The sequence below is a fragment of the Comamonas sp. CMM03 genome, assembly GCF_019218715.1.
Classification (GTDB): Bacteria; Pseudomonadota; Gammaproteobacteria; order Burkholderiales; family Burkholderiaceae_C; genus Comamonas; species Comamonas terrigena.
In genome coordinates this window covers 1105669-1126728 of the sequence record NZ_JAHUXB010000001.1, presented here as the reverse complement: position 1 = coordinate 1126728, position 21060 = coordinate 1105669, and the positions used below count along the sequence as shown (strand labels likewise).

13 protein-coding genes are annotated in these 21060 nt (G+C 65.0%); 7 read left to right on the top strand and 6 right to left on the bottom strand.

The annotated features are described in order from the left end of the window. Window positions 1-30: 30 nt before the first annotated feature. The 3 genes from KW830_RS05055 to KW830_RS05045 all read right to left on the bottom strand — a co-directional run bounded on the left by KW830_RS05055 (window position 31) and on the right by KW830_RS05045 (window position 3342). Window positions 31-1197, bottom strand: a complete 1167-nt coding sequence (locus KW830_RS05055) for an acyl-CoA dehydrogenase family protein (RefSeq protein WP_218332348.1) — start codon at window positions 1195-1197, stop codon at window positions 31-33. A gap of 91 nt (window positions 1198-1288) precedes the next feature. Next, window positions 1289-1729: a lysozyme inhibitor LprI family protein gene (locus KW830_RS05050; RefSeq protein ID WP_218332347.1), complete on the bottom strand. Its 441-nt coding sequence runs from the start codon at window positions 1727-1729 to the stop codon at window positions 1289-1291. 89 nt (window positions 1730-1818) lie between these two features. Beyond that, window positions 1819-3342, bottom strand: coding sequence for a CoA-acylating methylmalonate-semialdehyde dehydrogenase (locus KW830_RS05045; protein WP_066534316.1), 1524 nt, complete (start codon window positions 3340-3342; stop codon window positions 1819-1821). Between the two features lie 212 nt (window positions 3343-3554). Here KW830_RS05045 and KW830_RS05040 point away from each other — a divergent pair, with 212 nt between their 5' ends. The 7 genes from KW830_RS05040 (at window position 3555) to KW830_RS05010 (ending at window position 16889) form a co-directional block, all read left to right on the top strand. Next, the gene (locus KW830_RS05040; protein ID WP_066534315.1) at window positions 3555-4448 is read left to right on the top strand and encodes a LysR family transcriptional regulator; all 894 of its coding nucleotides are present in this window, start codon (window positions 3555-3557) and stop codon (window positions 4446-4448) included. A 217-nt stretch (window positions 4449-4665) separates the two neighbouring features. Then, window positions 4666-7839 carry an EAL domain-containing protein gene (locus KW830_RS05035; protein ID WP_218332346.1) on the top strand — a complete coding sequence of 1058 codons (3174 nt, stop codon included), beginning with the start codon at window positions 4666-4668 and terminating at the stop codon, window positions 7837-7839. Between the two features lie 223 nt (window positions 7840-8062). Then, complete coding sequence (locus KW830_RS05030) at window positions 8063-8386, top strand: YnfA family protein (RefSeq protein WP_218332345.1); 324 nt, start codon at window positions 8063-8065, stop codon at window positions 8384-8386. Between the two features lie 319 nt (window positions 8387-8705). Beyond that, window positions 8706-12230, top strand: coding sequence for a chromosome segregation protein SMC (gene smc / locus KW830_RS05025; RefSeq protein ID WP_218332344.1), 3525 nt, complete (start codon window positions 8706-8708; stop codon window positions 12228-12230). Window positions 12231-12249: 19 nt separating this feature from the next. Further along, window positions 12250-13482, top strand: a complete 1233-nt coding sequence (locus tag KW830_RS05020) for a cell division protein ZipA C-terminal FtsZ-binding domain-containing protein (protein ID WP_218332343.1) — start codon at window positions 12250-12252, stop codon at window positions 13480-13482. Between the two features lie 225 nt (window positions 13483-13707). Continuing rightward, window positions 13708-15831: an NAD-dependent DNA ligase LigA gene (ligA, locus tag KW830_RS05015; protein ID WP_218332342.1), complete on the top strand. Its 2124-nt coding sequence runs from the start codon at window positions 13708-13710 to the stop codon at window positions 15829-15831. Beyond that, window positions 15831-16889, top strand: coding sequence for a patatin-like phospholipase family protein (locus KW830_RS05010; protein ID WP_218332341.1), 1059 nt, complete (start codon window positions 15831-15833; stop codon window positions 16887-16889). The genes ligA and KW830_RS05010 overlap by 1 nt, the downstream gene beginning before the upstream one ends. 73 nt (window positions 16890-16962) lie before the next feature. Here the strand turns inward: KW830_RS05010 and KW830_RS05005 are convergent, their stop codons facing one another. From KW830_RS05005 to KW830_RS04995, 3 genes are all read right to left on the bottom strand, one after another. Continuing rightward, window positions 16963-18513 (bottom strand): AAA family ATPase, encoded by a 1551-nt coding sequence (locus KW830_RS05005; RefSeq protein WP_218332340.1) that lies wholly within the window; start codon window positions 18511-18513, stop codon window positions 16963-16965. Window positions 18514-18524: 11 nt separating this feature from the next. Then, window positions 18525-19133 carry a hypothetical protein gene (locus KW830_RS05000; RefSeq protein WP_218332339.1) on the bottom strand — a complete coding sequence of 203 codons (609 nt, stop codon included), beginning with the start codon at window positions 19131-19133 and terminating at the stop codon, window positions 18525-18527. A 211-nt stretch (window positions 19134-19344) separates the two neighbouring features. Further along, window positions 19345-21057 carry a hypothetical protein gene (locus tag KW830_RS04995; RefSeq protein WP_218332338.1) on the bottom strand — a complete coding sequence of 571 codons (1713 nt, stop codon included), beginning with the start codon at window positions 21055-21057 and terminating at the stop codon, window positions 19345-19347. Window positions 21058-21060 lie beyond the last annotated feature (3 nt).

Below are 21060 nucleotides of genomic sequence, written 5' to 3'. Positions count from 1 at the left end.
GCACGCTACAGAAGGCTGCAGCGCAGCGCTTCAGCGGATGGCCTCGCAGGCATCGCCATCCAGCATGCGCCGGGCAATGATCACACGCATGATTTCGTTCGTGCCTTCCAGGATCTGGTGTACGCGGGCATCGCGCATCAAGCGCTCCAGCGGGTATTCGCGGATATAACCGTAACCGCCGTGCAGTTGCAGCGCTTCGTTGCAGACCATGAAGCCGGCGTCCGTGGCAAAGCGCTTGGCCATGGCGCAGTAGGTCGATGCGTCGCGCGCGCCGGCATCCAGCTTGGATGCGGCCAGACGCACCATTTGCCGTGCGGCGACCAGTTCGGTCGCCATGTCGGCCAGCTTGAACTGCAGGGCCTGAAAGCTGGCAATGGGTTTGCCGAACTGCTTGCGCTCCTGCATATAGGTTTGTGCCTGGGTGAGGGCGCCTTGGGCGGCTCCGACCGAGCAGGTGGCGATATTGATGCGGCCGCCATCCAGCCCCTTCATCGCGATCTTGAAACCTTCGCCCTCGCGGCCCAGCAGGTTCTGGGCAGGAATGCGCACATTGTCGAAGCTGATCACGCGGGTGGGCTGGCTGTTCCAGCCCATTTTTTCTTCCTTCTTGCCGTAGCTCACGCCGTCGGCATGGGCGGGGACGACAAAGGCGGAGATGCCAGAGGCGCCGGAGCTTGCGTCACCGGTGCGGGCCATCAGGACCAGCACGTCGGTGGCGCCGGCGCCGCTGATGAAGGCCTTGCTGCCATTGATGATGTATTCGTTGCCCACCAGCTCGGCCCGGGTCTTGAGCGAGGCGGCATCAGAACCGGCCCCGGGTTCTGTCAGGCAGTAGCTGGCCAGTTTGTGTCCGCTGGTAAGCGCCTCGCCCCATTCGCTGCGCACGGCATCGGTGGCCCAGGTGCCCAGCATCCAGGTGGCCATGTTGTGGATGGTGATGAAGGCGGTGGTGGAGGGGTCCACGGCAGCCAGCTCTTCGAACACCAGCGTGGCATCCAGCCGGGGCAGGGCCAGGCCGCCGGCATTTTCGGGCGCATACAGACCGCAGAAACCCAGCTCGCCTGCCTTGGCAATGGCTTCGCGCGGGAAGGTGGCTTCGCGGTCCCACTCGGCCGCATGGGGGGCCAGTTCGCTTTGGGCGAAGGCTCGGGCGGTGTCGGCAAAGGCGCGTTGGTCTTCGGTGAGTTCAAAGTCCATGGCGGGTGTCTCCGTTTCGTTGTTGTTCTGGGGGCGTGGCCAACGGATCAAAAGTCCGTGGGTCGCAGTTGGTCGCGCTGCCTGGATCCGTTCATTGCGGCGGCCTTTCGCCATGGTGCAGCCAGTGTTTCAGCGCGGTATGGCATGCTTCGGTGGCAGCCGTCAGGCAGCGGTGGTAGCGCGCCGGCCAGTCGGCCCGGTCTTCGTCGGCCGCATGGCGGGCCTTGCAGTCGCGCGTGCGCTGCCGGCTCCAGGCGGCTTGGTCCTGGCGCAGGGCAGGGCGTTCATGGGCGGAGAGGGCGCGCATCACGTCGGCATAAAGGATGTTCTGGGCCGTGTCCACTTCCTGAAAGTGCTGCACGGCGCAGGCGTTCAGGCTGGCAACGGCGGTGGATTGCGGGTCGCAGGCCGCACCGGCTTGGGCCCGTGCAGTGCCAGGGCACAGCGCAGAAACGGTCAGCAGGCTGGCGGCACACAGGCTGGCGAAGGACTGCAGCGGCTGGCCCGTGCTGGGAAATGCAGGCAGAGACATGTCTGCATCATCCCAGATTCCATGTGGCCAGCCGGACTTGCATGCCCGGCCCATGGACTGCAGTTGCTATCGTTTCTGCTGCTGCCGGCTTACTTCAGGCTGATGGTGGTGTTCACCCCGTGGCTGGTCGTGCTGTCGTCGAACCAGCGTGCGGTCACGGTCTTGGTCTGGGTGTAGAACATCACCACTTGCTTGCCATAGGGGCCCAGGTCGCCCAGCTTGGAGGCGCGGCTGCCGGTGAACGAGAACAGTGGCACGGGCACGGGGATGGGCACGTTGATGCCGACCTGGCCCACGTCGATTTCCTCCTGGAACTTGCGCGCAGCGGCGCCGCTCTGGGTGAAGATGGCCGTTCCGTTGCCATTGGGGTTGGCGTTGATGAAAGCGATGGCTTCATCGATGTCCGCCGCTTCGGCAATGCACAGCACGGGGCCAAAGATTTCCTGGTCATACACGCTCATGCCGGGCTTGACGCCGCTGAAGACGGTCGGGCCAACGAAGTTGCCTTTTTCATAGCCCTTGACACTGGGCTTGCGACCGTCCAGCTCCAGCTTCGCGCCATCGGCAATGCCGCGCTCGATCAGGCCTTCGACGCGCGACAGGGCGGCGCAGCTGACCACCGGGCCCACATCGGTGCCGGCTTCGGTGCCGCCCGAGACCTTGAGCGTCTTGGCCTTTTCCACCAGTTCGGGGATCCATTTCTGGGCGTCACCGACCAGCACCACCACCGACAGCGCCATGCAGCGCTGGCCTGCGGCACCGAAAGCGGCACCGGCCAGGGCGTTGAGCGACTGCTCCTTGTTGGCATCGGGCATGACGATGGCGTGGTTCTTGGCGCCCATCATGCATTGCACGCGCTTGCCGTTCAGGCTGGCGCGGTTGTAGACATGGGTGCCCACCTTGGTGGAACCCACGAAACTGATGGCCTTGATGTCGGGGTGGTCGCAGATGGCGTTCACCGCGTCTTCACCGCCGTGGATCACGTTCAGCACGCCAGGGGGAACGCCGGCTTCCAGCGCCAGTTCGCACAGGCGCATGGTGACCATGGGGTCTTGCTCGGAAGGCTTGAGCACAAAGGTGTTGCCGGTGGCAATGGCCATGGGGAACATCCACAGCGGAATCATGGCCGGGAAGTTGAACGGCGTGATGCCGGCGCACACGCCCAGTGGCTGGTTCAGTGTGTAGGTGTCGACGCCATTGGCCACGTTGTTGGCCAGTTCGCCTAGTTGCAGATTGCCGATGTTGGCGGCGTGCTCCACCACTTCCAGGCCACGGAAGACATCGCCTTCCGCATCCGGCAGGGTCTTGCCCTGTTCGGCGGTCAGGATGGCCGCCAGTTCCTTCATGTTTTCGCGGATCAGTTGCTGCAGCTTCAGGAAGATGCGGGCACGCGTGCCGATGGGGGTCTTCTTCCAGGTCTTGAACGCTTCCTTGGCATTGCTCACCGCCAGGTTGATTTCCTCGGGTGTGGCGAAGGGCACCCGGGCCAGCACTTCCTGGGTGGCGGGGTTGACCACATTGCGCCACTGCGTGGTCTTGGATTCGACCAACTGGCCGTTGATCAGCAGCTTGACGGTGGGGGCCAGCACGGCGGACTTGTCAGGGGCGTTCATGGGTGTCTCCTGGAATGGGTGTGAAGCCGAAGCCTGCCGTCCATGTCGGACAAGCCCCGAGGTGGATCCCATGTTAGATGTGCAAAATACTGCAAACAAGTGCTATTCATGCACTTAGGGTTTGCGTTTTTGCACAGGCTTTTCGAGAGAGATATCCGCTGTATGGCGCACAGGCCATGGCCGTGTGAGTTGATGCCGCACGAGGGGAGAACATGGATTGGGAGCAACTGCGCCACTTTGGCGCCTTGGCCCGGGCGGGCACGCTGGCAGGCGCGGCCCGCAGCCTGGGGGTGGAGCACACCACGGTGGCGCGGCGCGTGCAGGCGCTGGAAAAAGCGCTGGGCAAAAGCCTGTTTGCCCGGGGGGCGGACGGTCACCAGCTGACCGAAGCAGGCCGGCAGCTGTTGCCGGCCATCGAAGCCATGACCCAGGCGGCCCGCCAACTGGAGCATGCGGCCGAACTGGCCGTGGATGATGCCGAGGCCCCGAGCGGCCTGGTGCGTGTGGGCACCACCGAGGGCCTGGGCACGCAACTGCTGGCGCCAGCCCTGGCCAGGCTCACGCTGCAGTGGCCGCAGCTGTCGGTGGATTTGCTGGCGCTGCCACGCCTGCTGCACCTGTCGCGGCGCGAGGCAGACATCGTGATTTCCCTGGAGCGGCCCAAGCGCGGGACGGTGGTGGTCAGCAAGCTGGCGGACTACCGCCTGTACCTGTATGGCGAGCGTGAGTACCTGGCCCGCCGCCCGCTGGTGGCCCAGCGCGAGGATTTGCGCCACCACCGCTTCATCCATTACGTGGACGACCTGCTGTTTTCCAAAGAGTTGCAGTTGCTGGACCAGCTGTACCGGCCGGAGCGCTTTGCCTTTCGCTCGACCAGTATCACTGCCCAATACGAGGCGGTGCGGGCCGGCGCCGGGTTGGCGGTGCTGCCGGCGTTTCTGGCGGACCGGGACCCGACCTTGAGCCGTGTGCTGCCGCAGCAAGCCTGCTTTACGCGCACCTTCTGGATGAGCATGCCGGAAGAGCTCAAAGGCTTGCCACGCATCCAGACGGTGTGGCGTTTCTTGAAGGAGGCGGTGCAGCAGAAGCAGACCTGGCTGGGCTGAGGGTGGTCCGTTGGGGTGTTTTTCACCCGGGTGACCGCCCATCCGCACAACACCTAGGTTGATTCAGGTCATTTCTGTTTCAAAGTGTTGACGTTTTAGATAGAAAAGTCATCAATTCCGCCGTTCAACAACATAGAAAGGCACTATGCTTTTAAGTGGTCCACAGTTTTAGCCGCCTATCGTCTTATTCGTCTGTGTGATCTTCTCCTCCCCCTTCATGGCAGTTGCTCCTTCTTCGCGCACGTGGGTATCGGTCTGGCTGTTGCCAGGGGCTGTGCTATGCGGTGGTGGCTTGCTGAGCCTGGTGCTGGCGTGGATGCTGCAGCGCACGGTGCAGACCATGGCGCACGAGCGTGCGGTACACCGCATCGATACGCTGGTGCAGGGGCTGGAACACAGCGTCAACTCGTACGGCGAAATCGTCAAAGGCCTGCAGGCGCGCTTTTCGGTCAAGCCGTATCTGAGCCGTCAGGAGTTCGACGCCACCATGGTGGAGATGGATGTGCCGCGCCGTTACCCCGGCCTGCGCGCACTGACCTTCACCCGCATCCTGGCCCCGACCGAACTGGCCCACTTTGAAGCCAGCCTGCGCGCCGATGGCCAGGTGGCGCGCCAGGATCTGCGCATCCGCTTTGCGGCCGACCGCTCGGAGTACGCCGTGGTCGACTATGTCTGGCCGCTGCGTGGCAACGCTGCGTTGGCCGGACTCGATGTGTATCTGCAGCCCGAAAGCCTCTCGAGCCTGTTGCAGTCGCGTGCCACGGGCAAGGTGTCCATGACAGCGCCGTTCACTCTGTTGCAGGACGACAAGGATCCCACCGGGGTGCTGATCCGTGCACCGGTGTTTGTCACGCCTGCAGGCCAGGGTGAGCCGGTGTTCCAGGGGGCTGTCAACATCAGTCTGCAGACGCGCGAGCTGCTGCTGCATGCGCTGGACGCGGTGCAGCTCGATGGCGTGGCTGTGACGGTGGAGGACCTGGGGCGTGCCGATCAGCAGCCTGGCGGGGAAAACCTGCGCCGCACCATTTACCGTACACCCAATTGGGAGGTCTCCAACGCCACGCTGGCCCCGGTGTTGCGTGACATTGCCGTGCACGACCGTATCTGGCGGGTGCAGTTGCTGCCGCGCAGTGCGTTGCTGTCCCAGGTGGAGAGTGCCCACCCGTGGCTGATGGGGGCCGGCGGCCTGGGCGCGAGTGCCCTGCTGGCGCTGCTGGTGGCCTTGCTGGCCCGCCAGCGCCAACAGGCCCGCCAGGAGGTGGAACACACCCAGTCGGCATTGCAGGAGAGCATGGACCGCTTTCACGATCTGTTCCACCACTGCGGCATGGGGGTGAGCAAGGTGTGCTCGGAAACCGGGCGCCTGCTGCAGGTGAACCAGCGCTACTGCGAGATTCTGGGTTTCAGCGAAAAAGAGCTGCTGCGCACCAATGTGCTGGAGCTGAGTGCGCCTGAGGATGTGGACGACACGCGCCGGCTGCTGAGCGAGCTGCGCCAGGGCCTGATCTCCAACTATCTGCAGTCCAAGCGCATGCGCCGCAGCGATGGACAGCTGATCTGGGTGGAGGTGGCGGCTTCTCCGTTGTTGGATGGCCAGCAGGAGCTGCTGGGTCAGCATATTTCGGTGGTGCAGGACGTGTCCGAGCGCCGCCAGCTGCAGGCCGCACTGGAGCAGCGCGAGGCGCGGCTCAGCGCCATGCTGCAGGCGCTGCCAGTAGGCATGCTGATGGTGGATGCGCAGCAGCGCATTCTCTCCATCAACGACCGTTTCACCGCGCTGACCGGCTATGGACCGCAGGACTTGCAGACATTGGATGACTGGTGGAAGGTGATCCAACCCGATGCATCGCAGCGCCAGACCAGCCGGGCCTGGGTGGAGTCTGCCCGGCGCGAGGCCATGGTGCAGGGGGTGATGCCCTGCTGCGAGCTGGCCGTGCATTGCAAGGACGGCAAGATCCGGGCCCTGGAGCTGTCTGGCAGCCCGGTGCAGAGCGATTTTGTCTTTACGCTGATGGACCTGAGCCAGCGCAAGCAGGCCGAAGAGAAGATCCGCAACTTGGCGTTGTTCGACATGCTGACCCAGCTGCCCAACCGCCGCCAGTTGCTGGAGCGGGTGCATGACGCGCTCCAGCACTGTCCGCGCCAGAACTCTGCTGGGGCCTTGCTGCTGCTGGACATCGACAATTTCAAGACCCTGAATGAAACCCAGGGCCATGACCAGGGCGATGCGCTGCTGCTGCAGGTGGCGCAGCGCCTGTCGCACTGTCTGGCCCAGGGCCCGCATACGGGTTACACCCTGGCCCGCCAGGGCGGGGACGAATTTGCCGTGGTGCTGGAGAATCTGCCGGCCGATCCGCTGCAGGCCGCCCAGCAGACCGAAAAACTGGGGCGCCGCATGATGGAAGCGCTGCGCGAGCCTTTCATCCTGGGTACTGCGCCTTGCCACGTCACTGTCAGCATGGGGGCCACCACGTTCCATGGCACCGGCGAGACGGTGGAAGAGTTGCTCAAGCGGGCAGACCTGGCGATGTACGAGGCCAAGAGTGCCGGACGCAACGCGCTGCACTTCTTCGACCCCAGCATGCAGTCCGCGATCCGCGCCCGTGCGGAGATGGAAGCCGATCTGCGCAACGCGATCGAGCAAAGCCAGTTCGATCTGTATTACCAGCCCCAGGTGATGCACGAGCAGGTGGTGGGTGCTGAGGCACTGCTGCGCTGGCGGCACCCGGTCAAGGGTTTCATCTCGCCTGCACTGTTCATTCCGCTGGCCGAGGACAACGGCATGGTGCTGCAGCTGGGCCGCTGGGTGCTGCACACGGCCTGCCGCCAGCTGGCGCAGTGGGCGCAGCGCCCGGGCCTGGCGGAGTTGGCGCTGTCGGTCAATGTCAGCCCGCTGCAGTTCCAGCAGCCGCAGTTTGTGCAGGATGTGGAGCAGGCACTGGCCTCGCACGGCGTGCGCCCTGACCGCCTGAAGTTGGAGCTGACCGAAGGCATGCTCCTGTCCGATGTGGAGGACACCATCCGCAAGATGGAGCAACTGCGCGGCCTGGGCGTGGCCTTCTCGCTGGACGACTTTGGTACCGGCTATTCCTCGCTGTCGTATCTGAAGCGTTTGCCGCTGGAGCAGCTCAAGATCGACCAGAGCTTTGTGCGGGAAGTGCTGACCAATGCCAACGACCAGGCGATTGCCAAGACCATCGTCGCCCTGGCCAGTTCGCTGGGGCTGCGGGTGATTGCGGAAGGCGTGGAAACCGCAGCACAGCGCGATTTTCTGGATGCCAACGGCTGCCATGCCTGGCAGGGCTATCTGTTCAGCCCGGCCGTGCCGGTGGCGCAGTTCGAAGCCTGGGTGGCCCAGTTCAGCGAGGTGGGGCACAGCGCCATCGCCTGAGTGGCGTGTTGGCAAAGGGGACGGTGACTCATGGTTGACGTCCTGCTACTGGCTGCGTCCGGGCCTGCGCTGCACCGCCAGGCTGCGCAGCGGTTGTGTGATCACCTGCATGTGCTCCTAGGGAAATCAGTTCCAGCGGCTCTTTCCATCAGCACTGCATGCTATGGTTTGTGCATTCCTTTTACACCGGACGCCACCATGTCGTGGCGGTTCTGCCTTTCCCATGCGCACATTTGCCCTGTACCTGCTGACGGCCCTGGCCGAAATCGTGGGCTGCTATCTGCCATGGCTGTGGCTGCGCCAGGGAGGCAGCGCCTGGCTGCTGTTGCCGGCGGCTGCCAGCCTGGGCCTGTTCGCCTGGCTGCTCACCTTGCATCCCGACGCCTGCGGGCGGGTGTACGCCGCCTACGGCGGGGTGTATGTGACGGCAGCACTGCTGTGGCTGTGGGCCGTGGACGGTGTGCGGCCCAGCGCCTGGGATGTGGTGGGTGGTCTGGTCTGCCTGGGCGGCATGGCCATCATTGCCTTTGGGCCGCGCAGCGCCTGATTCGCCGCCCCTGGCGCAGGCTGCGCGGCTGTCCTGGGCTGCCGCGCCATGGCCGTGTTCGGGGTGGAGCCGGCACAGAGGAGCACGATGCAGTGCGTGGCGCCCAGGCATGAAGCCAGAAAAGTCCCGCCCAACGTGCAGTGACGTTGCTTCCGAATCGATAGCTGCTTGTCTTTTCTGTGAAAGGATAAAGCGCACATTTGGCTTGAAGTATGTTGGCGCGACCCCTGCGGTTGGCCTGCAGCCAAGCGCGGTATCATGCGGGCCTGTTTTCCGCTTCGCACTCTCCCATACCATTTCTCTGCCACCGATCTGACCCGTGCGCCTTAATTCCATCAAGCTTGCTGGCTTCAAATCCTTTGCCGAACCTACCAACTTTCTGCTGCCTGGGCAACTGGTGGGCGTGGTGGGGCCGAACGGCTGCGGCAAGTCCAACATCATGGATGCGGTGCGCTGGGTGCTGGGGGAGTCCAAGGCCAGTGAGCTGCGTGGCGAGTCCATGCAGGATGTGATCTTCAACGGCACCACCCACCGCAAGCCGGCCAGCCGCTCCAGCGTGGAGCTAGTGTTCGACAACGCCGACCACCGTGCTGGCGGTCAGTGGGGACAGTACACCGAAATCGCCGTCAAGCGTGTGCTCACGCGTGACGGCAACAGCAGCTATTTCATCAACAACCAGCCGGTGCGTCGCCGTGACGTGCAGGACGTGTTCCTGGGCACCGGTCTGGGCCCGCGCGCCTACGCCATCATTGGCCAGGGCACCATCAGCCGGATCATTGAATCCCGCCCCGAAGAGCTGCGCCTGTTTCTGGAAGAAGCGGCGGGCGTGTCCAAGTACAAGGAGCGCCGTCGCGAGACCGAAAACCGCCTGTCCGACACGCGCGAGAACCTGACCCGCGTGGAAGACATTCTGCGCGAGCTGAACGCCAACCTCGAAAAACTGGAAAAGCAGGCCGAAGTGGCCGCCCAGTACAACGCGCTGCAAGGCAGCGTGACGCTCAAGCAGCAGCAGCTGTGGTTCCTCAAGCGTGCCGACGCCGAGGCCGACATGGCCAAGATCCGTACCGAAGGGCTGGAAGCAGTCAACGAGGTGGAATCGCGCATGGCCGAGCTGCGCAACATCGAGGCCGATCTGGAGACCATCCGCCAGGCCCACTATGCGGCCGGCGACACCGTCAACCAGGCCCAGGGTAAGCTGTACGAAGCCACGGCGGAAGTGGGGCGGCTGGAAGCCGAGATCCGCTATGTGGTGGAAGGCCGCCAGCGCGTGGAGCAGCGCCTGCAGCAGCTGGGCGAGCAGATTGCCGCCTGGGGCACGCGCCGCGAAGAGGCCGAGATCGAACTGGAAACCTTGGCCGGCCAGGGCATGGATGCCGAAGAGCAGGCCGAGATGCTGGCAGCCCAGCTCGAAGAGCAATCGATGCAGCTGCCCGATCTGGAGGATGCGCACCGCACTGCCCAGACCAAGGCCAACGAGCAACGCCAGCTGGTCACCCAGGTACAGCAGCAAATCCAGGTGCTGGCTGCCGAGCAGCGCAGCACCAGCGAACAGTCTCGCCAGCTGGAGACCCGGCACGAACGCCTGCGTGCCGACCGCAATGCGCTGGCTGCACCGGACGAAACCCGCGTCACCAACCTTCGCCAGCAGTATGAAGAAGCGGCCGAGCTGGCCGAAATGGCCGAAGCGGCGCTGGTGGAGCTGCAGGACAGCGTGCCTCAGCTCGACGATGAGCGCCGCCAGCGCCAACAGGCGCTGAACCAGGAAGGCGCCCGCCAGGCCGATCTGGCTGCGCGCATGGAGGCCCTCAAGGCGTTGCAGGAAAAGGTCAAGACCGATGGCAAGCTCCAGCCCTGGCTGGCCAAGCACGGGCTGGACAGTCTGCAGGGGCTGTGGAGCCGCCTGCATGTGGAGCCCGGCTGGGAAAACGCCCTGGAAGCCGCACTGCGTGAACGCATGGGCGCACTGGAAGTGGGGCGCCTGGACATGGTGCGTGGCTTTCTGGGCGCCGGCGGGCACGATGCGCCGCCCGCCCGGCTGGCCTTCTACAACAAGCCATCGGACACCGCTGCGCAGAACGGACAAGGCGTCAACCGCCTGTCTGACCTGCTGCGCATCAGCGATGTCGGCCTGCAGGCCGTGCTGGTCGATTGGCTGACCGGTTGCTACACCGCACCGACGCTGGACGAGGCGCTGACCCGCCGCGCCAGCCTGCAGCCCGGTGAAACCATTTACGTGCCCACCGGGCACGCCGTGACGGCACACAGCGTGAGCTTTTACGCCCAGGATTCCGAGCAATCCGGTCTGCTGGCCCGGGCGCAGGAAATTGAGCACCTTGAAAAGGAGCTTCGTGCACAGACGTTGATCCACGAAGAATCCCGCATGGCCCTGGCCCGCGCAGAAAGCGCCTATGCCGACGCGTCGCAGCGCCTTGTGACGGCACGGCGCGAAGCATCGGAGGCCAAGCAAAGCGCGCACGAGTTGCAGGTGGAATCGCTGCGACTGAGCCAGCTGGCCGAGCAGGCGCGTGCCCGCACGGCCCAGCTGGACGCGGACCTGGGGGAAGTGGCGTCCCAGCTCGAAGAGCTGCAGGAGCGCTCCTTGGCGGCCGAGGCCCGGTTTGAAGAGCTGGACATGCAACTGGCCGACAGCCAGGAGCGCCATGCCCAGCTGGACGAGCGCGTGATCGAGTGCGAACGCAAAGTGGCCGAATGCCGCGAACAGCAGCGCACGTTGGAACGCCGCGCGCAGGAAGCCACTTTCAGCCAGCGCAGCGTGGAAGCGCGCAAGGGCGAGTTGCAGCGCACCATGGAAACTGCGATGCAGCAGAGCAAGGCCCTGGCCGAGGAGCGTGAGCGCGCCTTGGCCGAGCAGGGGCGCTTGAACGATGCGGCAGCCCAAGGCGGTCTGCAGGATGCATTGAATCTGAAGATGGAGCGCGAGCAGGCCCTGGCTGCCTGCCGCAGCGAATACGACGACCTGACCAACAAGCTGCGTGCCAGCGACGAGCGCCGCACCCAGCTTGAGCGCAGCATGGATCCGCTGCGCCAGCGCATCACGGAATTCCAGCTCAAGGAGCAGGCCGCACGCCTGGGGGTGGAGCAGTTCGAGGGCTTGTTGACCGAGGCCAATGCCGATCTGGCCGCCGTGGCCCAGTCCATTGCGGAAGGCAATGTGCGCCTGCATGGCCTGCAAGGCGACATCGACCGCCTGCACCGCGAGATCACCGCCCTGGGGGCCGTCAATCTGGCCGCACTGGAAGAGCTGCAGATCGCCCGGGAGCGCAAGACCTTCCTGGATGCGCAGATGGACGACCTGACCCGTGCCATGACGACGCTGGAAGACGCGATCAAGAAGATCGATGGCGAAACGCGCGAGCTGCTTTCGGGCACTTTCGACACGGTGAACCGCCACTTCGGCCGCATGTTCCCGGAGTTGTTCGGTGGCGGCAATGCCAAGCTGATCATCACCGGCGACGAAATCCTGGACTCGGGCGTGCAGGTCATGGCCCAGCCACCGGGCAAGAAGAACCAGACCATCCACTTGCTGTCGGGCGGTGAGAAGGCGCTCACCGCGATTGCGCTGGTGTTCGCCATCTTCCAGCTGAACCCGGCGCCGTTCTGTTTGCTCGACGAGGTGGATGCCCCCCTGGACGATGCGAATACCGAGCGCTATGCCAAACTGGTGGCCAGCATGAGCAAGGGCACCCAGTTCCTGTTCATCAGTCACAACAAGATCGCCATGGAAATGGCGCAACAGCTGATCGGCGTGACCATGCAGGAGCAAGGTGTCTCCCGCATCGTGGCCGTGGACATGGAGTCCGCGCTGTCCATGGCCGAGGCTTGAAAACGAAACAGACCCATTCATGAGTACCCTGCAAATCAGTCTGGCCGTCGTGGGCGTTGTCCTACTCGGCCTGATCGTGGCCTACAACGCATGGAACACCCGCCGCCACGCCCCCAAACGCGCGGACCGGGACGAACAAGCCCGCCAGGGCGCCGAAGATGCGGCCCGCTTCGAGCCTGCGCTGGACGGTGTGGACGTGACGGATCTGCCCCCCCATATGCGCCCGGCCGCCACCCAGCCGCTGAGCACTCCGCTGCACGATCCGCTGCTGGATGCCATGCCGGACAAGCCGGAATTCGAGGCACCCATCGCTGCGCCGCAGCCGGACAAGGCCGTGGCCCCGGTGACCCATGGTGCAGGGGTGGAGGAGCCATCTCCGACACAGACTGCAGCTGCGGCGCCGGTGCACCAGCCATTGCCGGCCGAACGCAAGCTGGCGCTTGATGGCCTGATCGATGCCATCGCGCCCATCCAGATGGAGCAAAGCGTCTCCGGCGAGGCGGCACTGCAGGTGCAGCCCACCACGCGCCGGGCGGGCAGCAAGCCTTTCCGCATCGAAGGCTTTAACGAGGCCACGCGCGACTGGGAAAGCGTGCGTGCCGGCCAGCGCTACAACGCCTTCCAGGCGGGCGTGCAACTGGCCAACCGCACCGGTGCACTCAACGAGATCGAGTTCTCCGAATTTGCCGCCAAGGCCCAGACCTTTGCCGATGCCCTGAACGGCGCGCTGGAGCTGCCCGACATGCTGCACGAGGTGGGCCGGGCGCGCGAGCTGGACCAGTTCGCCAGCGAGCACGATGCGCAGCTGAGCTTCATGCTGCGCGCCCGTACCGCCGCCTGGAGCCCGGGCTATGTGCGCCAGCATGCCGGTCAGCTGGGCTTTGTGATGACCAATATGCCGGGCCGCATGATGCTGCCGTCGCCGGTGCCCGGCAATTACCCGCTGCTGGTGCTGGCGTTCGATGCCCAGGCCGCCCAGGCCGCCGATCTGGACCGCACTGCCTTCCATGAGGTGATGCTGAGTCTGGACGTCCCCCAGGTGCCGCGCACCGAGCAACCGTTTGCCAAGCTGCGCGAAGTGGCGCAGGCACTGTGCGAGGCCATGGATGGCGTGCTGTGCGACCAGAACGGCCAGCCGCTGCACCCCCAGGTGCTGGAGCCCATTGCCGGCGATCTGGAGCAGCTGTATGACCAGCTGGACCAGCGTGAACTGTCGGCCGGCTCCATGCTGGCGCGCCGTTTGTTTAATTAAGGCATCCACCTGAGTCGCACGCAGCGGCGTCCTTCGCACCTGCATCGCGTGGCGATAGAGGTCTGGGGCTGGCCGCGTCGCTGCGCCGCGGTCCTTGCGTGCGTCTCTGGCGAGACCGCACTCGTTGCGCAGGGCCGGCCCGGGCTTTACGCCACCGCTCTTTCGGGCGAGGATGGGGGAGCCCGCATGCCTGCCGCGCGCAGCGTATTGAACCATTGAAGTCTGATGACCGAAAATTTTGACCTTTTTTCGGGTGAAACGCCCAGTGCAAGCGCTACGCCGGCTCCCAATGCGGTGGTGGCCAAGGTGCAGGCGCTGCGTGCCCAGTTGCAGCAGTGGGCGCATGAATACTATGTGCAGGATGCACCCACCGTGCCCGATGGCGAATACGACCGCGTGTTCCAGCAGTTGCAGGGCCTGGAAGGGGCGTATCCGCAGCTCATCACCCCGGATTCCCCCACGCAGCGCGTGATCGGTGCCGTGCTCGACGGCTTGACGCCGGTGCGCCACGTGGTGCCCATGCTGTCCATCCGCACCGAGACCGATACCGAAGCCACAGGCGCCGAAGCCTTTGATGCCCGCATTCGCCGCGAACTGGAGCTGGACGACAGCGCGCCGGCGGTGGAATATGTGTGCGAGCCCAAGTTCGACGGCCTGGCCATGAGCCTGCGCTACGAGCAGGGCAGCCTGGTCCATGCCGTCACGCGCGGGGACGGCGAGGTGGGCGAGGAGGTGACGCACAACATCCGCACCATCCGCCAGATTCCGTTGACCCTGCCGACAGGTGTGGGCGGCGTACCGCCGGTACTGGAAGTGCGCGGCGAGGTGTATATGCGCCGCGCCGACCTGGAAAAGCTCAATGCCCGCCAGGAGGCCGCAGGTGCCAAGCTGTTTGCCAACCCGCGCAACGCCGCGGCCGGTGCCGTGCGCCAGCTTGACAGCAATATCGCCGCCCAGCGCCCGCTGTCCTTTTTTGCCTACGGCATGGGGGATGTCACGCCGGTGGCGGAAGGGGGGCCACAGTTTGGCACCCATTACGCCCTGCTGCAGCAGCTCAAGGCCTGGGGATTCCCGGTGGCGCCGCAGGTGCAGATCGCCCATGGTGCTTCCGAACTGGTGGCGTTTCATGCCCGCATGGGGGCCGAGCGCGCCACGCTGCCGTACGAGATCGATGGTGTGGTCTACAAGGTCAACAGTCTGGCCCTGCAGCGCCAGTTGGGCTTTGTCACGCGCGAGCCGCGCTGGGCCGTGGCCCACAAATACCCGGCGGAAGAGATGCCCACCGTGATGGAAGGCATCGATGTGCAGGTGGGGCGTACCGGCAAGCTCACCCCTGTGGCGCGTCTGGCGCCGGTGGCGGTCGGTGGGGTGGTGGTGACCAATGCCACTTTGCACAACCTGTTCGAGACGCGCAAGAAAGGCGTGCGCGTGGGGGACACGGTGATCGTGCGCCGCGCGGGGGACGTGATTCCCGAGGTCGTCGGCAGGGTGCCCGGTACGCGGGCCGCCTATGTGCCCAATTTCCGCATGCCCGCTGCGTGCCCTATCTGCGGCAGTGCCGTGGTGCGCGAAAAAGGCGAGGCCAACCACCGCTGCACCGGCGGGCTGTTCTGTGCTGCCCAGCGCAAGGAAGCGCTGCTGCATTTTGCCGCCCGCCGTGCCATGGACATTGAAGGTCTGGGCGACAAGCTGGTGGACCAGCTGGTGGATGGCAATTTGGTGCGCACGCTGCCCGATCTGTACAAGCTGGGTTTGACATCGCTGGTGGCACTGGACCGCATGGCCGAAAAGTCGGCGCAGAACGTGCTAGATGCGCTGGAGAAGTCCAAGTCCACCACGCTGCCGCGTTTTCTGTTCGGGCTGGGCATCCGCAATGTGGGGGAGGCCACGGCCAAGGATCTGGCGCGGCACTTCGGCCTGCTGGACGCCATCATGGACGCCAGCGTGGAACAACTGCTGGAGGTGCGTGACGTGGGTCCCATCGTGGCGGACAGCATCCATACCTTTTTTGCGCAGCCCCACAACCGTGAGGTGGTGGAGCAGCTGCGTGCCTGCGGGGTGCACTGGGAAGAGGGCGCACCGGCCGAAAAGCCGGCACAGATCCTGGCTGGCATGACGGTGGTGCTGACTGGCACCCTGCCCACGCTGACGCGCGATGCCTCCAAGGACATGCTGGAAGCTGCGGGTGCCAAGGTGGCCGGCTCGGTCAGCAAGAAGACCAGCTACGTAGTGGCCGGGGCAGACGCCGGCAGCAAGCTGGCCAAGGCCGAGGAGCTGGGCGTGAAGGTCCTGGACGAAGCAGGCATGCTGGCCTTGCTACAAGGCGGCAACGCGGACGGAGGCGCCTGATGGCACTGACCCGGCGTACTCCCAAACTGGGCCTGGCGCTGGGCAGCGGCTCTGCCCGTGGCTGGTCGCACATTGGCGTGCTGCGGGCGCTTCGGGATGCGGGCATACAGCCCGATGTGGTCTGTGGCAGCTCCATCGGCGCGCTGGTGGGTGCCGCCTATGCCGGTGGCGAACTGGAGCGCTTTGCGGACTGGGTGCAGGGCCTGGGCATGCGCGATGTGTTCGGCTTCATGGACTTCAATCTGGCCGGAGGCATGCTCAAGGGGGAGAAGCTGATCAGCTTCTGGCGCCGCAATTTCGCCGATTTCGATATCGAGAACTCTCCCATTCCGTTCGGGGCCGTGGCCACCGACCTGCATTCGGGGGCCGAGGTGTGGATGCGCCAGGGCTCGATCGCCGATGCGGTGCGTGCTTCGATCGCACTGCCCGGTCTGTTCACGCCAGTGCTGCGTGAAGGGCGCTTGCTGGTGGACGGTGGTCTGGTCAATCCGGTGCCCGCATCGCTGGCGCGTGCCATGGGGGCCGACATTGTGATCGCTGTGGATCTGAACGTTGATCTGATGCAACGCCACATGCAGCCACTGGCGGTGCAGGAGGCGCCGCCACCGATTCCATCACCACGCCACCAGCAGGTGGAGGATGGTGACGAGGAGGGAGGCGACATGTTGAACAGGACGCCGCCTGACCCTGTGCCACCAGCCGGTGGCACGGCGGGGGAGGAAGGTGGTGCTGCCGTGCCGCCCCCTGGCAAGCCCTGGTCCCGGCGGCTGACCTCCTGGATCCCTGGCTTGGGTGCGCCACCGGCCGTTGCCAACAGCCCGCTGGTGGATGGCATGCGCATTCCGTCGGTGCTGGATGTGGTGATGACCAGCGTCAACATCATGCAGATGCGCATCACGCGCAGCCGCATGGCCGGTGACCCGCCCGAGCTGGTGATTGCCCCGCGTCTGGCACATCTGGGTCTGCTGGACTTCCACCGCGCCAAGGAGGCGATGGATGCCGGCTATGCCGCAACGCAGGCCGCGCTGCCGGGCTTGGCTCACTGGCTGCGGCAGTAGGGCATTAGGACGGTATTAGGCTCCAAATGTGGAGGGCTGGCGCCGCGCACCGCGTGGGTGCGCTGGCGGTGCATCAGGCCAGAACCTGGCGACGGGCACGCACTTGCTGCGTGGCCGCACCGATGGGCTGGCCCGATGCCGGAACGGCGCGCTCCCGTCCCCAGGCCCGGATGCTCTCGATCTGCTCCGGCGCTGTCTTGGACAAGGGCACCACATTGGTGAAGCTGCGGCGGAAAAGCTCTGCCGTCACGACCTCGTCACCGCGCAGGTAAGCCTCCTTGACCACTTCGCGCACGGCCGACTCCAGGTCGGAGCCGGCAAAGCCATCGGACAGTTCCACCATTTCGTCCAGCAGCGCCGCAGGGACTTCCTGTCGCAGGCCGCGCTGGGTGTAGATGCCGATGATCTCGCGGCGCTCTGTCGGGGTGGGCAGATCGACAAAGAACAGTTCATCAAACCTGCCCCGGCGCAGCAGTTCCGGTGGCAGCTTGGACACATCGTTGGCAGTGGCAACCACAAAGACGCGGGCCAGGGATTCCTGCAGCCAGTAGAGGAACTGGCCGACCAGGCGGGTGGCCGTGCCGCCATCGCCGCTGCCTCCGGCGCCTGCCAGGCCTTTTTCAATTTCGTCGATCCACAGCACGCAGGGCGCCACATGATCAGCGGTGCTCAGCGCGTCCTTCAGGCGGGTCTCGCTTTGCCCCAGGTACTGCCCATGGATGGTGGACAGATCCAGGCGGTACAGCGGCAGCCCCCAGTTGGCCGCAATGGCCTTGGCGGACAGCGATTTCCCGCAGCCGGGCACGCCCACCAGCAGCACGCCACGAGGTGGCCGGATGCCGCGCTCACGCAGATCCGCGGTGAGAAGGGGCTGCTCCTTGTCCAGCCAGGCTTTCAGGCCTCCCAATCCCCCCACGTTCAGGCTGCTGCTGCGCACATTTACACGCTCGATACCGGAGATGTCGGCAAAGATGCGGTCCTTGGCATGCATCACCTCGACCATGTCGGCCTTGGTGATGCGGCCGTTGGCCAGCAAGGTCGCAATGATGTTCTCCGCTTCGATGCGCGACACCCCCGCGAGTGCGGCGGCGGCACGGCGCTCGTCGGCATCGTCCCATTCGATGGGGAAATGTTCCCGGTAGGCGTTGAGGTTGTCACGAATGATGCCGAGCATCTCATCTTCAGTGGGGGCGGAGAGCACCAGCGACATGCCTGCGCGCTGCAACTGACCCCAGACCGGCTTGGTGGTGATCACGATGACCGAACCGCTGTTCTCGGCCGCCAGCATCACGACATCCAGCAGGTGGCGCGCCGCCGGTGTGTCGTCCTCAATGTCCGAGACTTCGGTCAGGGTCGCGGTGAGATTCTGGCGCTGGGCGAACTGCTGGCTGGCGAAGTCCACAGCACCCGTCACGGAGCGGTCGTCGTTGACGGAGCGGTTGCTGCCAAGCTCGCGTGTTCCCTGGGACAGCGTGTGCACATAGATCGGAGCCTGCAGCGTGGAGCCGACGTCGCGCAGCAGTTCCAGGACCCGGCTGCGCTCGGCGCTGCGGATGGAGATGAAGGGGATGCGGGCCTTGAGATAACGCGTCAGCGTGGCTTTGAATTCAGCGGTGTCGCTCATGGAAGCAATGGTCAGTTCAGGATGTTGCGCCTGCGGGGTGCAGCCGCTGTGGCAGGGGACAGGGTGGCGGCTGTCGGCGGCGCGGTATGAAGGGGGCTGGAGGACGCAGGGGTGCGGTCATAGCCTGTTAACGGGTTGTTGCGCAACAGGGTGGCCAGTTGTCCGCTGCGGTCGGCCTTGGCCGTGTCTTCCAGCGATTTCTGTGCGCGCTCGGCAAATCTGAGAATTTCACTTTGCAGGTGCTGCTGCGTAGCCGCGGGTAGCACCGGCAGTTGGCACAGCCGGTGGACAAAACCCAGTTGCACGCGCCCCTGGAGCACGGCGCGCACGATCAGGGTTTCCTGCGCCCCCAGCCGCAGATCGCGTGCCAACCGGTCGGAGCAGCGTTGCAGCCGGCGCTGGACTTCTTCGCTGATCCGTTTGCCCAGCATGGGGGCCACCCCTGCAGTCCATTCCAACTGGCCATTCTCGAGCTGCTGCAGGCAGGCTGCATCGTTGTCCTCTTTCGCCAGGGCATCCAGGCACTGGCTCCATTGGGCATAGGACTGCGGGGCATCGCCCGCAGCCGGTTCTGCCGCAGACGATGCCGTATCAGCAGGGCGGGAGAACCAGCCCCGCATCACTTGATGCGGCGCACAAAGGGCGAGCCTGGCAGGAGATCCCAGTCAGGCAGCGCTCCCGCCAGTGCGTCGCGATCGGTTTGTGGTTCGACGGGCTGCGGTGCGGGCGCTGGGTGTGCGGAAGGGGCCGCGCGGGGAGCACTGGAGGCGTTTGGCACATCGGGTGTCACGGTGGACAAAAGGTCTCGGGGCATAGGGAATCCTGGTGTGATTAGGCGGCCATGACGCGGCGCACATTGTCGTGACCGGACAGCAGGTGCTGCGCGGGGCTGATGCTTTCCAGCAGGGCTGTCACATTCGCAGAAACGCCATCGCGCTGTGCCAGGTCGCGGCGCAGCTCCACAGTCTCTGCCATGCAGGCGCGCAGTGCCTGCGCCGACTGGGTTTTCAGGCGCGCGAAATCCTCACGGATCTTGATGCGCAGCTTCTGCACGGTGCGGTGGCCCAGATAAGCCCAGCCCAGTGCTGCCAACCCCAGCACCAGCGAGACCATGCCGTAGGACACGCTCATCAGTACCAGAACGGCACCGATGGCAACGGCGCCCCAGTGCTTGAGTCCCAGCTTGGCGCCTGCCAGCGCCTCGGCTTCGCGTTGGTCCAGATGCGAGGCCAGGCTGGCCAGCAGCTCGGCCTCGTTTTCTCCGGCACTGGTCTGGCCGCTCCAGTCTTCAAGCTGCAGCTCAATGCGTTGTGGCACTTTCTGCCGCGCCTTGGCCGTGACATCGCTGTGGGCATCCAGAATCCAGTCGCGCGAGTGTGCAATCGCAAAGCGTTGCGTGGCCCGCGTGACATGCGAGGTTTCGGGGTGCATGGCTGCATTGGTCAGCAACTGGGTGAAGTCCACCTGCGTGTCCAGCGTTTTGCTTTGCAGGTCGTAGCGGCTCTGGGCGGCACGCTTGTCGCCGCTTTCCTCAATGATCAGCCGGCACAGCTCTTCCTGGCGGCGCAGTGGAAGCTCCTCATCGTCAAAGCGGGTGACCAGCTTGGTCAGCAGGTCGTCCACTGCCACCAGCACGCTGCTGGCAGGCTTGATCTCCCCTTGGAAGACCTGTTCGAAATGCTGCAGCACCGCCGATTGCATGGAGGCTTCGTTGAGCGACGTGCCCAGCGCACCCCAGGTAGGACTGAAGCGCGACAGATGGGGATAGTCGTCCGCATGGTCTGCATGGGGGGTCTTGGAGCGCAAGGCGTCGCTCCACTGGCTGCGCTGCGCCTCGGCAAATCCCGCCTGCTGCGACAGTTCTTCGATCCAGGCGGTGATGCGCTTGGAGCACAGCTGTGTGGTGTCGGCGTTGAAGACACCATTGGCCATGGCGTCGACCATCACCACGGTCTGGCGGTCGAGCTGGTGTGGATTCTGGAGTCCGAAGTAGCGGTCCAGCCAGGTCCGGTTGGCTTCGCTGCGGCCGGCACGGCGGGAGATCAGGGCAAAGAACAGCGAGGTCTTTTCGTCGTCACGGCGCACCGCTTCGGCCAGTGCACGCTGGGCCAGGTCGCGATTGTCTCCCAGCCAGGCGGCCAAGGCCACCAGGGCCGGTGCCAGCCAGTAGCGGGGGGTGGAGAGCATCAGCTCTTCCGTCGCACCCCGGATGGTTTCCTGGCGCACCAACTGAATGTCGGAGGCTTGCAGGATGCCGGTGGCCTGGCGGCGCACCACGGCATTCTGCCCGAAGGTGTTTTCGATTTCCTGGCGGATCTTCACCTGGCGGGTTTCGGCCAGCGACAGTTCCTTGGCCTTGAGGTCGGCTTCGACGAAGTCCGCGAAAGCCTGCTCCAGGCGCGACAGTTCGGCACGGGTCTGCGACAGGTCGTGGCCGACGTTGTCCACCTGGTTGGAGACGGTGCCGATATCGCTTTGCAGGGAGCGAAGCGACCCGAGAATCAAGGACAGGTCTGCAACCTGGATGATGCGTTCAGAACTCATAGG